13 protein-coding genes and 4 tRNA genes are annotated in these 12682 nt (G+C 62.6%); 3 read left to right on the top strand and 14 right to left on the bottom strand.

Features of this window, described 5'->3' with window-relative positions; all coding sequences use genetic code 11:
• Window positions 1–42: 42 nt before the first annotated feature.
• The 6 genes from GEOBRER4_RS02775 to GEOBRER4_RS02800 are packed head-to-tail and all read right to left on the bottom strand — an operon-like array spanning window position 43 to window position 5476.
• On the bottom strand, window positions 43–1641 hold the full coding sequence (locus GEOBRER4_RS02775) for an amino acid adenylation domain-containing protein (RefSeq protein ID WP_185244137.1): 1599 nt from the start codon (window positions 1639–1641) through the stop codon (window positions 43–45).
• 24 nt (window positions 1642–1665) lie between these two features.
• Entirely contained in the window at window positions 1666–2811 is a 1146-nt protein-coding gene (locus tag GEOBRER4_RS02780; RefSeq protein WP_185244138.1) for an acyl-CoA dehydrogenase family protein, read from the bottom strand.
• A 39-nt stretch (window positions 2812–2850) separates the two neighbouring features.
• The gene (locus tag GEOBRER4_RS02785; protein ID WP_185244139.1) at window positions 2851–3507 is read right to left on the bottom strand and encodes a hypothetical protein; all 657 of its coding nucleotides are present in this window, start codon (window positions 3505–3507) and stop codon (window positions 2851–2853) included.
• Between the two features lie 12 nt (window positions 3508–3519).
• On the bottom strand, window positions 3520–4518 hold the full coding sequence (locus GEOBRER4_RS02790; RefSeq protein ID WP_185244140.1) for an agmatinase family protein: 999 nt from the start codon (window positions 4516–4518) through the stop codon (window positions 3520–3522).
• A gap of 27 nt (window positions 4519–4545) precedes the next feature.
• Window positions 4546–5196 (bottom strand): GNAT family N-acetyltransferase, encoded by a 651-nt coding sequence (locus GEOBRER4_RS02795; protein ID WP_185244141.1) that lies wholly within the window; start codon window positions 5194–5196, stop codon window positions 4546–4548.
• A 22-nt stretch (window positions 5197–5218) separates the two neighbouring features.
• Complete coding sequence (locus tag GEOBRER4_RS02800; RefSeq protein WP_085813972.1) at window positions 5219–5476, bottom strand: acyl carrier protein; 258 nt, start codon at window positions 5474–5476, stop codon at window positions 5219–5221.
• A 298-nt stretch (window positions 5477–5774) separates the two neighbouring features.
• Between GEOBRER4_RS02800 and GEOBRER4_RS02805 the strand changes: the two genes are divergently transcribed.
• Window positions 5775–7448 carry a radical SAM protein gene (locus GEOBRER4_RS02805; protein ID WP_185244142.1) on the top strand — a complete coding sequence of 558 codons (1674 nt, stop codon included), beginning with the start codon at window positions 5775–5777 and terminating at the stop codon, window positions 7446–7448.
• A gap of 74 nt (window positions 7449–7522) precedes the next feature.
• Here GEOBRER4_RS02805 and GEOBRER4_RS02810 read toward each other — a convergent pair whose 3' ends face one another.
• Window positions 7523–8113, bottom strand: a complete 591-nt coding sequence (locus GEOBRER4_RS02810) for a porin family protein (RefSeq protein ID WP_085813970.1) — start codon at window positions 8111–8113, stop codon at window positions 7523–7525.
• A gap of 68 nt (window positions 8114–8181) precedes the next feature.
• Window positions 8182–8838, bottom strand: coding sequence for an isoprenoid biosynthesis glyoxalase ElbB (gene elbB / locus GEOBRER4_RS02815; RefSeq protein WP_185244143.1), 657 nt, complete (start codon window positions 8836–8838; stop codon window positions 8182–8184).
• Between the two features lie 139 nt (window positions 8839–8977).
• On the opposite strand from elbB, the gene GEOBRER4_RS02820 reads away from it, so the two are divergent.
• Both GEOBRER4_RS02820 and GEOBRER4_RS02825 read left to right on the top strand, forming a co-directional pair.
• Window positions 8978–9190 carry a 4Fe-4S binding protein gene (locus tag GEOBRER4_RS02820; protein WP_185244144.1) on the top strand — a complete coding sequence of 71 codons (213 nt, stop codon included), beginning with the start codon at window positions 8978–8980 and terminating at the stop codon, window positions 9188–9190.
• A gap of 76 nt (window positions 9191–9266) precedes the next feature.
• A complete protein-coding gene (locus tag GEOBRER4_RS02825) occupies window positions 9267–9428 on the top strand; it encodes a hypothetical protein (RefSeq protein ID WP_162843125.1) in 162 nt (53 codons plus the stop codon).
• Between the two features lie 80 nt (window positions 9429–9508).
• On the opposite strand, the gene GEOBRER4_RS02830 is transcribed toward GEOBRER4_RS02825, so the two are convergent.
• The 6 genes from GEOBRER4_RS02830 to GEOBRER4_RS02855 all read right to left on the bottom strand — a co-directional run bounded on the left by GEOBRER4_RS02830 (window position 9509) and on the right by GEOBRER4_RS02855 (window position 12611).
• Window positions 9509–9583: transfer RNA gene (locus GEOBRER4_RS02830), tRNA-Glu, on the bottom strand.
• Window positions 9584–9652: 69 nt separating this feature from the next.
• Window positions 9653–9728: transfer RNA gene (locus GEOBRER4_RS02835), tRNA-Lys, on the bottom strand.
• 40 nt (window positions 9729–9768) lie between these two features.
• Window positions 9769–9846 (bottom strand) — tRNA-Glu (locus tag GEOBRER4_RS02840).
• A gap of 3 nt (window positions 9847–9849) precedes the next feature.
• A tRNA-Lys gene (locus GEOBRER4_RS02845) sits at window positions 9850–9925 on the bottom strand.
• Window positions 9926–9997: 72 nt separating this feature from the next.
• Window positions 9998–11296, bottom strand: a complete 1299-nt coding sequence (locus GEOBRER4_RS02850; protein ID WP_185244145.1) for an adenylosuccinate synthase — start codon at window positions 11294–11296, stop codon at window positions 9998–10000.
• Window positions 11289–12611: an ATP phosphoribosyltransferase regulatory subunit gene (locus tag GEOBRER4_RS02855; RefSeq protein ID WP_185244146.1), complete on the bottom strand. Its 1323-nt coding sequence runs from the start codon at window positions 12609–12611 to the stop codon at window positions 11289–11291. Before GEOBRER4_RS02855 ends, GEOBRER4_RS02850 begins: the two co-directional genes overlap by 8 nt.
• Window positions 12612–12682: the final 71 nt, after the last annotated feature.

Consider the following 12682-nt stretch of genomic DNA (forward strand, 5'->3'; position numbering starts at 1 on the left):
AAATGGGAGAGGAAGGAGGGGAGGGCGGGTTGCCCCGCCGCGTCAGTCGGCAGCCCCTTCGAGAAAGGCCCGTTCCAGTGCCTTGCGGTCGATCTTGCCGTTGGAATTGACCGGCAGGGAGGCTAGGCAGCTGATGAGCTCCGGCACCATGTATTTGGGGAGATGTTCACTGCAAAGGGCTGCGAGCGTTCGGGGTTCGAGCGTGGCCCCCTCGCGCGGACAGACGTAGGCCACAATCCTGCTCCCGGCCAGGTCGTCCGGGACGGCGACGACGGCCGCCTGCCTGACGCCGGGGTGGCTGTTCAGGACGATCTCGATCTCGTCCAGCTCCACCCGGAACCCCTTGCTCTTAACCATGTGGTCTCTGCGGCCGGCGAAGACGAAGTTGCCGGCGGCGTCCACGCGGGCCAGGTCCCCGGTCTTGTAGACCCTGGCGTGGGCGGAAGGGTTGCGCGGGTCCGGTGCGAACTGCGCCTGGGTCCTGCCGCAGTCGTTCCAGTATCCCAGTGCCACGGTGGAACTCAGGACATGCAGCTCCCCCTCCTCTCCCGGTTCGGTCACCACTTTCCCCCCCTCGTCGACTGCGAAAACCTCGAAGTTGGGGAAGGGGGTCCCGATCGGGATCTTCCATTCTCCTTGCTCCAGTAGGTCGGGAACCCTGAAGCAAAGGGAGGAGTTGGCCTCGGTCTGGCCGTAGATGTTGTAGAAGGCGGCCGAAGGCATGCACTGCTTCAGGGTCTGCAGGTATTTTACCGGCATCAGGTCCCCGGAGAAGTGGACCAGGCGCAGCTTCTCCAGGGTGAGCCGCTCCAGCGCGCCCTGGTCGGCGAGCTTGGTCAGAAGCGACGCCACCGAGTTCCACACCGTGATCCCCTCGTTCTGCATGAAGTCCGCCAGGCGCACCGGGAAGGCCGAGAGCGCCTCGGGGACCAGCACCACGGTGGCGCCGCTTTTCACGGCGCAGAAGATGTCGAAGATGGAGAGGTCGAAATGCAGGGGCGCGTGGTTGGCCAGGCGATCGCGCGGGGAGATCCCGAAGAAGCGGGCCGCCATCTCGACGAAGGTGAGGGCGTTCAGGTGGGAGATCACCACCCCCTTGGGCGAGCCGGTGGAGCCGGAGGTATGCAGGATATAGGCGGGAGCCGCGCCGCAAACACCGTCGTCGGCAGGGGAGCCGGAGCTCTCGCCCAGCATTTCGTTCCAGCCGCTGCAGCTCACGCTTTGATCCGGGGGGAGGACTCCCGCCGAAGAACCTGTGACGATGGCTGCCCGAAGCGGCAGGGGCTCCTCTGCCTCGGCGACAAGCCGCTCCAATAGTTGCGGCGCGGCGATGGCGATCTCGATGCCGCAGTGCCTGATGATGGAGGCCTGTCTCGCGGCCGGCGCCGCCGGGTCCAACGGCACGTAGATCGCCCCCGCCTTGAGGATTCCGAAGACGGAGACGATGGACTCCAGCGACTTGTTGAGAAGGATCCCGACCCGGTCTCCCCGCGCCACCCCGCGCCGTTTGAGGAGTGCGCTCAGCTGGTTGCTTTGCGCCTCGAGCTCGGCATAGGAGAGCTCCTGGTTGCGGAAGGAGACGGCTGTGTTGTCGGGGAAGGTGGCGGCGCTCTCGGTGAGTAACCGTTGCAGTAGGTACATACTTTGCCTCGCTGGCCCCTTCTGCTAGAGCCCCAGGAAGGTGGCGATGATGTTGCGCTGGATCTCCGAGGTCCCCGAGTAGATCTTCCCGGCGATGGCGTCGCGCAGGTTCCTCTCGAAGTCGTACTCCGCGCTGTAGCCGTAGGCACCGTGTATCTGCAGCGCGTCGGTGCAGTTTTGCACGTAGCTTTCGCTGATGAAGAGCTTCGCCATCGCCGATTCGAGCGGCGCCCTTTTCCCCTGCCCCTTGAGCGCCGCCACCTGGTGCAGCATCAGGCGCGAGAGCTCGATGCGGACCTTCATGTCGGAGATCTTGTGGGAGATGGACTGGCATTTACCTATCGCCTGGCCAAACTGCTGCCGCTCCTTGGCGTAGGCGACGCAGTCCTCGAGGATCTTGTCCATCGCCCCGAGGTGCGCGGCGAAAAGACAGCTCCGCTCCCACTCCATCTCGGAGTTGAAGATCGCCGCGCCGCTTCCCTCCTGCCCTAGCCGGTTCTCCTCGGGAACCTCACAATCCTCCAGGAACACCTCCCCCAAAGGACAGGTCCGCAGCCCCATGGTTTCCAGGGGGGTGCCGGTGGAGAAGCCGGGGAACCCTCTTTCCACGATGAAGGCGGAGACGCCTGCGAACCCCTTATCCCTGTTGGTGACGGCGAACACCAGCAAAAGGTCGGCGATCGGTGCGTTGGTGATGAAGGTCTTGGAGCCGTTCAGGATGTACCTGTTCCCCCGCTTTTCCGCGCGGCACCTCATGCTGAAGGCATCGGAGCCGGCATCGGGCTCGGTCATGGCGTGCCCCCCCCTGAGGCTCCCTGCTATGAGCCCGGGGAGGTAGCGTCTTTTCTGCTCTTCGGTCCCGAAGCGGTTGATGGGCGACTCGCAGGTCCAGACGTGGGAGTTCAGCGAGAAAAGAAGGCCGCTGTCGAGGCAGGCGTAGCCCAGCCCCTCCATGGTGGCGATGGCGGTCATGGTGTCGAGCGCGAGTCCCCCGTACTCTTCCGGCATGGTGATCCCGGGGATGCCGAACTCGGCGCATTTCTCCCAGCCGCGCTGCGAGAATTCACCCCTTCTTTCGCGCTCCTTGGCCCCCTGGTTCAGCTCGCGCCGGGCGAACTCGACGGCCATCTGCTTGAAGTTCCTTTGCTCCTCGTTGAAGATCGCTTCCATGGCTGGCCTCGGGCGGCCGGGTAGGCCGGGTAAGTGGAATCACAGGGTGAGTAAAAGCGAGGCCAGTCCGTAGTATGGGGGAAGCCCCGCCTCGCATTTCAAGGCGTTGAAGGTGGCCAGGGAAATCCCCAGCAGCTCCCGGACCGACTCGATGTAAGCCCGTCTTGTCTCCTGGTCCAGCGACTCTTTCAGATTCGGGCAGGCGTAGATCAGGCATTTCAGCGGTCGCTCGGCGTGCGGCAGCAGGCAGCCCCGCTCTCCGAGGTGGGTGCATCTACCCTTTCTTAAGCGGCCGGTTGGAGCCGCCATTGTCGGCTTTTTCAGCCCGGCCAGCGCGGACTCGATGCGGAGCCGGTAGTAGGCGGGGATCGGCTGGAGCGGCTGCACAGAAAACGCCTTGACCTGCTTGTGGCTGTACTTTCTCAGCCAGAAATCGATGGCGGTGAAATACTGCTCTGCAGGCTCGCCGCAGCAGGCGCCCTGGCAGCTGTGGCATCCTGCGAAGGAGGGAAGGTCGAGCCGAGCGATCCGCTCGTGGCAGCTGATGCGGTTTGCGTTCAGCTTTTGCAGCGCCTTCCTGGTCGGCTCGGATACCTCGTGCTCTTTGTCCAGGATTCCCTGCGTCAGGGCAGAGATCCTCTGGAACTGCCGGTAGCGCCGGGAGAAATGCCAGAAATCGTGCAGGTCCTTGGCCATGGCCGCATCCTTTTACCGGTCCTGCCCCGCCCGGTCGCGCTTGCGCCTGGCCATACCCGCGAGCGCGTAGATCATCGCCCACGCAGCCAGGTGCGAGGAATACCCCTGCGGGTCCTGCCCCGGGTAGACCTCGACGTAGTCGAGTCCGCTGATGCCGGAGGCTCCGATACTGTGCAACGCCGGCAGCAGCTCACTGGGGAGCAGCCCGTTGAAATCGGCGGGCCCACCGGGGTTGTAGCCGGCATCGATGCAGTCGCTGCAGATGGTGACGAAGACGTGCCTGGTGTTTTGGTGCGCGATCCTTATCGCCTCCTCGGTGACAGCGGTCATCCCCTTTTCCCTGACTTCCCTGGTGGTGATGACGCGCGCCCCCATGCTCTGGGCGTACTCGTACTGTGCCGGCGAGTTCCTCGGACCGCGGATGCCCAGGTGCACGATGCTCTCCTTGCGGACCTGGGGGATCTGGGAAATCCTGTGGATCGGGCCGCATCGGGCCAGCTGGTCGCTGCCGAAGGATTTTGCGTTGTCCAGGTGCGCGTCCAGGTGGATGATGCCGATCTCGCCGTCGCTTCCCTCCGCGAGCGCCCTGATGATCTCGGGGGTGAAGGAGTGGTCGCCTCCCAAGACGAAGGGGATGCTCTGGCTGCGGTAGATCTGCTGCATCGCGGCATGCACGCTGCGCATGGTCTCGGCCGGGTCGTTGGGGTGGACCGGGACATCCCCGATGTCGCCGAGCGTCAGGTGGTCGAACAGGTCGATCTCGTATTCGGGGAGGAAGCCGCCGTAGCGCGCCGATGCGTGCCGGATGCTCCTGGGTGCCAGCTCGCATCCGGTGAAGGAGCCCCAGGTGACGGTTCCCTCCCAGGGGACCCCGGCGATGACGACGTCATAGCCTGCCGCGGGTTTGCTGAAGTTGAGGACCGGTACGCCGAGAAAGGAGGGGGTGTCGCCATATACGGTGGGGAGCGATGCCTTCCTGTTTGGAACCATCGGGATCTCTTTGCGGTTCATCGTGACTCCTTTCCGCTTGCCGCGGTCTCAATCCGTCGTATCGCCAGATACGTGCAGTTTCCTGGACAAGAGCAGCCGGGTCGCCCTCACCCGGTTCAACTCACGCCAGCGCAGGGTCCGGTGCACCCACAGCGCCGGAACGTTGTCCGACCAGAAAAAGCCGTAAGCCTTGGTGTACCCCTGCCTCTTCAGCAGGTGGAGCGCGCCGTTTTGCAGCGCGGCGGCGAGATTCCCACCGCGGTTGGCCGGATCGACGAACATGTCGAAGGTGTAGACCTCTTCCGGGGCGCACTTCACCCCCAGCCACAACTCGTCCGGGTGCTTGTAGCCGTCGTTGCCCGCGCTGGAGTCGGCGCACCATATATCTCCGTAAACCTTGTTTCCCTTTACGAGCGCATACCCACGGTAGCCGCGCTTCAGGTAGTTGAGCGTCTTCAGCTGCCTGCTCTTCATCGGATAGGCCAGTTGCCGGTTCTGCAGCAGTTCCCGGGTGAGCTCCACGACCTCCTCGTCCTGGGGGCGGGTGAAATCCGCTACCGGCCTCAGATTTTCGAGCTCTATCTCCACCGGCACCGCCTCGCGGTTCAGGTAGATAGTCTCCCGCAGCAGGCTGTGAATACTGCCGTGTATTACCGTATCCAAGACCTGGACCAGGCGCATCTTGCAGTACTGTAGCATTGGCTCCCACTCCTTTGCCGCGTCACTCCTTGGCTGTCAGCTTGCAGTTGATGAAGTTGACCACAGAGCCGATGGTTTCGAAGTTCTCCGGAACGATCTCTGTGTCCGCGATCTGAAGGTCGAATTCCTGCTCCAGGTAAGCTATCAGCCGTTGCACCCCCAGCGAGTCGACGATCCCTTTCTCTATCAGGGAGTCGGAGGGAGAGAGCGTGACCTTGGAGCCGTGCGTCATCATCTCGTTTTGTATGAAGCTTCTGACTGTTTCTGTGAAGTCGACCATGGCTGCCTCCCGTTGGATCTGGCACTGGCGTCTCTTGTGACCAACAGGCACGTTGGTGGAAGCTTCGAGCCGCAGGCGTTGTCCTTGCTGTGTGTTTTGTATGAGGTGCTGATGTTGCCGGTTGCAAGCTGCACTGGCGGCGGGGCAGGGCGCTGTGCTGTTTGATAGATTAAAAAGTTGTAATTTAACACGTCACCTAGTGTACATTTAGGGGTCGTTGTGTCAAGCGCGGGGGGGAGTGCGGTTAAGGGTGCTTTTTTCCTTTCATAGCGCTTCCCAAAGATGGTACTTTGGCGCAATGTCACGCAAAAGCATTGAAAGAAGACGCGCCCTTTTGGCCGGCGAAAGCGGCGGAGAGCAAAGAAACAGCGGCGGCAGACTTTCTTGCTGCCTGGTCTACCCCAACCGGTACCACTCAGCCATGAGCAACCTCGGCTTCCAGGCCGTGCACGCCATGATGAACGCGCACCCGGAGGTGCTCTGCGAGCGCGCCTTCCTCCCGGATCGAGACGAGTTGGCGGAACTGGAGCGGACCGGCGGCACGCTTCTCTCCCTGGAGGGGCAGCGCGCACTTTCTTCCTTCGACGTCATTGCCTTCTCCGTTTCCTTCGAAAGCGACTACCTGAACATCCCCACAATTTTCCGGCTCTCAGGCATGAGCCCCTGGGCCGCGGAGCGTTCCGCGCGGGAGCCGCTTGTGCTGGCAGGGGGAGCGGCGCTCTTTCTGAACCCCGAGCCGGTCGCCCCTTTCCTCGACCTGGTATGCATCGGCGAGGCTGAACCGATCCTCGCGGATCTGCTCGAACTTTTGAAGGAGGGTGGGGGCTCGCGCGCCGAGCTCTTGCTGCAGGCCTGTAAGATCCCCGGCATCTACGTACCTTCGCTGTACCAGCCGCAGTACCTTGACGGCCGGTTCGCCGGGCTAAAGCCGCAGCCGGGCGCGCCGGACAGGGTGCTTCGCGTGTGGGAAAAGGAGCTGGACCGCAGGCCGACTGTCACCGAGATTCATACCGAGGCCACCGAGTTCTCCGGGATGCACCTGGTTGAATTGTCCCGTGGCTGCCCCCGTGCCTGCCGCTTCTGCGCCGCAGGCTTCATCTACCTCCCGTACCGCAGCCGATCGCTGGAAGGGGTGAGGGCGGAGGTGCTGAAGGGGGTGGCGCAGGGGAGAAAAGTGGGACTGGTTGCCGCCGCCGTATCGGACTTCTCCGGCATCGGGGACCTCTGCGGCGAGATAGTGGGCGCCGGCGGGAAATTCTCGGTCTCCTCCTTCCGCATCGACCACCTGGACGACGGTATGATCGAGGCGCTGAAGGCGAGCGGTCAGAAAACCGTGGCGCTGGCGCCGGAGGGTGGAAGCCAGCGGCTGCGCGACCTGGTGAAAAAGGGGATCGACGAGGAGCAGATCCTGGCGGCGTGCGACAAGCTGATCGGCCACGACATCCTCAACCTGAAGCTCTATTTCATCATCGGCCTTCCCACCGAGACCGAGCAGGACCTGGAGGAGCTGGTCCTTTTGGTGACGCGGATCAGGGAGCGGGTGCTGGCGGCGGCGAAAAAGAACAAGCGCCTGGGGGAGGTGCAGCTTTCGGTGAACCCGTTTATCCCCAAGCCCTTCACCCCCTTCCAGTGGTGCGGCATGGAGCCGGTGAAGTCGCTGGAAGCCAAGTGGAAGTACCTGCAGAAGGCGCTGGGGAAGCTCTCCAACGTGAAGCTGCAGATGGAGAGCCCGCGGGAGGCCTACCAGCAGGCGCTCTTGTCGCGGGGAGACCGCAGGCTCGCCCAGCTCCTGGTGCTGGCCGACAGGTCCGGGAACTGGAAGCAGGCGCTGCGCGAGGCGGAGTTTGATGCCGACGCCGAGGTGTATCGCCAGGTGGCGCTGGACGAGGCGCTGCCGTGGGATTTCATCGATGGCGGGGACTGCGACAGGCTCAAGCGGGAGTACCTTAGGGCGTTCGAGGAAGGGAGTTAAAGAGAGGTGTGACTTAAGATCGCAGGAACTTAGGCGGCAGGGGAAGTAACCCTGCCGCCTTTTTCTTTTCCGGGCTAGTTGAAGAAGATCCTGGCGCCTACCGTCACCGAGAGGTTGGTGGGGTCGAACTCGCCGCGCTGGCCGCTGGGCGTATCGACATCGGCGCTGAAGGATTCGACTCCCTTGGCTTCCAGCGTGAGGGACAGCTGGCGGTTCATGATGCAGTCGACCCCGGCGCTCAGATGCGCGCCGACCGTGGTGTTGGTGTACCTGCTGCTCAGGTCGTTCACCAGGACGTCCATGCCGGCGCCGAGGTAGGGGACCAGACGCTGCCTTTCCGGGAAGCGGTACTGGGCGCCGACGGAAACGTCGGTGACCTCGGCGGTCCCGAAATGGGAGGTGTGGAAGGAGGCCCTGGAGACCTCGAGCTCAACGGCGACGTTGTCGTCCACCCCGAACAGCAGGCCGAGGCCGCCGGTCAGTCCCGCATCGGTGGAGACGACCATGGTCCCTTGGGGGGTGTCGAGTTCGCCCTGTGCCGGGTTGATGATGCCGATCTTGCCGGTCAGGGCCAGCCTCCCTCTGAGCTCTTCCGCCGCGGCGTTCCCGGTGAGCGTGGCAGCCAGCAGCAGCGCGCCGGCGGAGAGCATGAACAGTTTACGCATGTCTTAATCCTCCAAAAGTGTCATTGCAGAGGGGGCATATTAAGACAAAACGGACTGACAGACAAGGGCTACTTGACCAGTTCCAGGGTCGCCTGCACCGCCTTCTCGATTCCCCGGGCCGCCTCGGAGATGCTTCCCGCCAGCATGTAGGCCGGGGTCGACACGATCAGGTGATCCCGGTCCACGACGATGTCGTCCGCGGCGCAATCGACGTGCTTGCTTCCGGTGGCTGAAATGGCCCCCGCGGTGCCGGGGTCGTTACCTATGGTGAGCCGGGGGGAGAGTTCCTTGCCGAGCGCGAGCGCCACCACGGAAGGGGCTATGCAGATGGCGCAGATAGGCTTCTTTGCTGCCGCCATCTCCTTCACCAGCCTGAGCACGTCGGGCTGAACCACACCGTCGGCCCCTTTTTGCCCGAAGCTGCAGAGGTTCTTCGCGGCGCCGAAGCCGCCGGGGAAGACCACCGCGTCGAGTTCGGAGGCCTTGGCATTCCTTATGTCGCTCACCTCGCCGCGCGCGATGCGGGCCGATTCCACCAGGACTTTCCTCTTGGCGCCGGTCTCCTGCATGGTCAGGTGATTAACTTCGTCGCAGTCGATGTCCGGGGCGAAACAGACGGCCTTGGCGCCGCTTCTGTCGATGGCCAGAAGGGTCAGCACCGCCTCGTGTATCTCGCTTCCGTCACGAACTCCGCAGCCTGAAAGTACCACGCCTATCTTCTTCATCCCCGCTACCTCCTGTCTTGTAGATTTCACGTCAGTTGCGCTATTCTAGGCGATGAGTTTGCACTGTCAAGGTCTTTAATGTGTACCGTGTCAGCCAGTTGTTAAGCTGTGCGACGCCTGTCACCGAGGAGCCTGCGCCATGAACGACCCTCTCCAGGAGGAGTCCCCACCTGTGGTAGATACCGTCCGCTGCACCGGCTGCGGCAGATGCGTCGCCGCCTGCGGCAGCCGGCTGCTCTCACTGGAGGTGGACGGGTTTCGCAAGTACGCTCAGATCGGCATTTCCAAGCGCTGCAAACGCTGCCTTGCCTGCGCCGCTGCCTGCCCTGTCCGGGCGCTGCGGGCCGATTGACATCAGTTCTCTTTGCCCTAAGCTTTATGACTGTATCAGGTCGCGCTGCGATCTCATTGCACGAAAGGAGGAGGACATGCTTTACTTCATCAAGCAGAACATCATCCACACGTACCCGGTTAAAAATGGGTGCGCCGAGGTTTATGAGCAGGAGCAACTGCGCGATACCATCCCGCGGGACGTCCAGCAATGCCCTTACTGTATGAAACTGTGGCCGGGAAGAAACCCTGAGGATTGAAAGGGGCAGGTAAGGGCGGGACAGACAGAGTCGAAAAGAAGAAAGGCCGCTTCCGTGAGGAGAGCGGCCTTTCTTGTAGATGGTGATCCCAAGGGGACTTGAACCCCTGTTACCGACGTGAAAGGCCGGTGTCCTAACCACTAGACGATGGGACCAAATTGTTGCATCCCGTGCGCCGATCGGGCAGGGGGCTGTCGTCAGGCCCAGACTGGCGACAGTGAAAATGGTGAGCCGCGTTGGGATCGAACCAACGACCACCTGATTAAAAGTCAGGTGCTCTACCAACTGAGCTAGCGGCTCGCTATCACTTCGTGCCGAAGCACGAGAGCTGTTGTTTGAGTGGCGTCCCCAGCCGGATTTGAACCGGCGTCGCCGCCGTGAAAGGGCGGTGTCCTGGGCCGGGCTAGACGATGGGGACGGGTGGTGAGCCGCGTTGGGATCGAACCAACGACCACCTGATTAAAAGTCAGGTGCTCTACCAACTGAGCTAGCGGCTCAAACAGTGCAGCGAAGCAAGAACAACCTTATAGCAAATCGATTTCTGCCAGTCAACACTTTTTATTAAAAACTTAGCCGCGCTGGAACGGGTTCCTGAGCACGATGGTCTCGTCGCGGCGCGGGCCGACCGAGACCAGCACCACGGGGGCGCCGGAGAGCTGTTCCACGCGCGCCACGTAGTCGCGGGCGTTCTTCGGGAGCTCGTCCATGCATTTCGCGCCGGTGATGTCGTCGTTCCACCCCGGGAGTTCCTCGTAGATCGGGGTGCACTGTTCCATCACTTCCAGGTTCGCCGGGACCTCGGTGAGTACCTCGCCCTTGTAGTTGTAGGCGGTGCAGATCTTCACCGTTTCCTGCCCGGAGAGGACGTCGAGCTTGGTGATGGCGATGCCGGAGAGTCCGTTGACCCTGACCGCGTAGCGCGCGACCAGCGCGTCGTACCAGCCGGTGCGGCGCGGGCGCCCGGTGGTGGAGCCGAACTCGCGCCCTGCCTGGCGCAACTGCTCGCCGGTCTCGTCTTCGAGCTCGGTCGGGAAGGGGCCGCTACCCACGCGGGTGGCGTAGGCCTTGGAGATGCCGATCACCTCGTGGATCTCCCTCGGGGAAACGCCGCTTCCGGTGCAGGCGCCGCCGGAGCAGGTGGAGGAGGAGGTCACGTAGGGGTAGGTGCCGTGGTCGACGTCGAGCAGGGTTCCCTGGGCCCCTTCGAAGAGGAGGCTCTTGCCGGCCTTGATCTCCTGGTGCAGGATGAGCGAGGTGTCGGCCGCGTACTTCCTGAGGGTCTCGGCGTACTTCATGTACTCCTCGTAGATCTCCTCGAAGGTGAACGGCTGGTCCCCGAGAAGCTGGGTCAGAATCAGGTTCTTCTCCTCGAGCACCTCCTTGACCTTGCGGGTGAAGGTCTTCTCGTCGAGAAGGTCCATGAGCCGGATGCCGCGGCGGCCGATCTTGTCCTCGTAGGCGGGTCCGATGCCGCGCCCTGTGGTCCCGATCTTCTTGGCGCCGCTCTTTCTCTCGCGGGCGATGTCGATCCTCTTGTGGTACGGCATGATGATGTGCAGCGCCTCGGAGAGGAGCAGCATCTTATCGTCTTTGAGGTAGCCGTTGGCCTTGAGCTTGGTGATCTCCATGATGAAGACCTCCGGGTCGAGCACCACGCCGTTGCCGATCACGCAGCGCTTGCCGTCGTGCAGGATCCCGGACGGGATCAGGTGCAGGATGACCTTCTCGTCGCCTACGACCAGTGTGTGGCCGGCGTTGTTCCCGCCCTGGTAGCGCACCACGTCGTCCGCGAATTCCGTGTAAATGTCGACGACCTTACCCTTGCCTTCATCGCCCCACTGGGCACCTATTACAACGACGTTAGCCATGATTCTCCCCCTGCAGATCGAATTTCAAATCGAGATCCTTGTCGAACAACTCCTCTACGCTCACGGTGATGCTTTGACGGTCCGCCACCCGTACCAGGTAAAGCTGGCCGGCCGCGCACTCGTCGGCGCCGATCACAAGCAGCAATCGGATGTTCATCTTCTTTGCATATTCAAGCGAACTGTCGAAGTCGCGCTTGATGATATCCCTGGCGCAGGTGTAGCCGAGGCTTCTCAGCTTCTGAGCCACTTCCAGCGCCTCGCGGCGATCGTCCCTGTTGTTGAAGATCAGGAAGTCGCGGCTGCTCGACGCCTCGACCTCAGGTCTCTTGGACATGCTGGAGAGAAGGGCCAGGATGTTGAAGGCGAAGCCGGTGGCGTGCGCCGGGTAGCCGTACTTGGCGGTGAGGTCGTCGTAACGCCCGCCGCTGCAGATCGCTTCCCCGACGCCTGGCACGAAACCTTCGAAGGTGATACCGCTGTGGTAGTCCAGCCCGCGGATCTCGCCCAAGTCGATGGTCAAATGTTCGGCGACCCCGTAGATATCGAGGATGTCTACCACCTGGGCAAGGTTGTCCAGGGCCCGCAGCGAGCGCTCGTTCCCGGCGATCTTGCGCGCCTCCTGCAGCACCTCGCGGCCGCCGTAGAGTCTCGGCAGCAGGGCGATTTCCTCCTTGACCCGGTCGGGAGCGCCTGCGGATTCGAGGATGGTGCGCACCGCGCTGACTTCCTTCTTGCTGATCGCCTCCTGCAACTGCTTCTGCACCTCAACCGAGAGGCCGGAGGCGTCCATGATGCCGCGGTAGAACTCTACCTGCCCGAGGTCGATCTTGAAGCCGGTGAAGCCGAGGTTCTTCAGTACCTCCACCGCCATCGCGACCATTTCGGCGTCTGCTTCCGGGGAGTCCAGGCCGATCAGCTCCACGCCTGACTGGAAGATCTCGCGGCTTTTGCCCGACTGCATCTGGGCCTGTCTGAGCACGCGCCCGGAATAGTAGATGCGGTGGGGGAGGGGGAGGGAGTGCATACGCGTGGCGACAATGCGTGCCACCTGCGGCGTGATGTCCGGCGGAATGGCGAGGAGCCGTCCGGTCTGGCGGTCGTCGAAGCGGAAGGTTTTGCTCCGCAGTTCGTCGCCCATGCCCAGGGCGAGCACCTGCTCGAACTCGAGCAGCGGAGTGATCATGCGCCTGAAGCCCCAGAGCTCGAAGACTCGGTGGATGCTGTCCGCGATGAAGGTGATCTTGTCGGCAGTTTCCGGGAGGAAGTCGCTCACCCCTTTGGGGAGCGGAGCTTCAATACATGAGGGGTTAGTCACGGGGTTGTCCTAAGGTATGTCGGTACCGCTGAAGCTGGCGAAAAAACGAGAAATCGTAACAGTATGGCAGG

It is taken from the genome of Citrifermentans bremense (assembly GCF_014218275.1).
Classification (GTDB): domain Bacteria; phylum Desulfobacterota; class Desulfuromonadia; order Geobacterales; family Geobacteraceae; genus Geomonas; species Geomonas pelophila.

Excerpts from the sequence above, each read along its gene's own strand:
- GEOBRER4_RS02820 (WP_185244144.1), top strand. The coding sequence starts at position 8,978 with ATGAACGACCCTCTCCAGGAGGAGTCCCCACCTGTGGTAGATACCGTC.
- GEOBRER4_RS02825 (WP_162843125.1), top strand. The coding sequence starts at position 9,267 with ATGCTTTACTTCATCAAGCAGAACATCATCCACACGTACCCGGTTAAA.
- GEOBRER4_RS02780 (WP_185244138.1), bottom strand. The coding sequence starts at position 2,811 with ATGGAAGCGATCTTCAACGAGGAGCAAAGGAACTTCAAGCAGATGGCC.
- GEOBRER4_RS02810 (WP_085813970.1), bottom strand. The coding sequence starts at position 8,113 with ATGCGTAAACTGTTCATGCTCTCCGCCGGCGCGCTGCTGCTGGCTGCC.
- GEOBRER4_RS02805 (WP_185244142.1), top strand. The coding sequence starts at position 5,775 with ATGTCACGCAAAAGCATTGAAAGAAGACGCGCCCTTTTGGCCGGCGAA.
- elbB (WP_185244143.1), bottom strand. The coding sequence starts at position 8,838 with ATGAAGAAGATAGGCGTGGTACTTTCAGGCTGCGGAGTTCGTGACGGA.
- GEOBRER4_RS02785 (WP_185244139.1), bottom strand. The coding sequence starts at position 3,507 with ATGGCCAAGGACCTGCACGATTTCTGGCATTTCTCCCGGCGCTACCGG.
- GEOBRER4_RS02775 (WP_185244137.1), bottom strand. The coding sequence starts at position 1,641 with ATGTACCTACTGCAACGGTTACTCACCGAGAGCGCCGCCACCTTCCCC.
- GEOBRER4_RS02800 (WP_085813972.1), bottom strand. The coding sequence starts at position 5,476 with ATGGTCGACTTCACAGAAACAGTCAGAAGCTTCATACAAAACGAGATG.
- GEOBRER4_RS02850 (WP_185244145.1), bottom strand. The coding sequence starts at position 11,296 with ATGGCTAACGTCGTTGTAATAGGTGCCCAGTGGGGCGATGAAGGCAAG.
- GEOBRER4_RS02790 (WP_185244140.1), bottom strand. The coding sequence starts at position 4,518 with ATGAACCGCAAAGAGATCCCGATGGTTCCAAACAGGAAGGCATCGCTC.
- GEOBRER4_RS02795 (WP_185244141.1), bottom strand. The coding sequence starts at position 5,196 with ATGCTACAGTACTGCAAGATGCGCCTGGTCCAGGTCTTGGATACGGTA.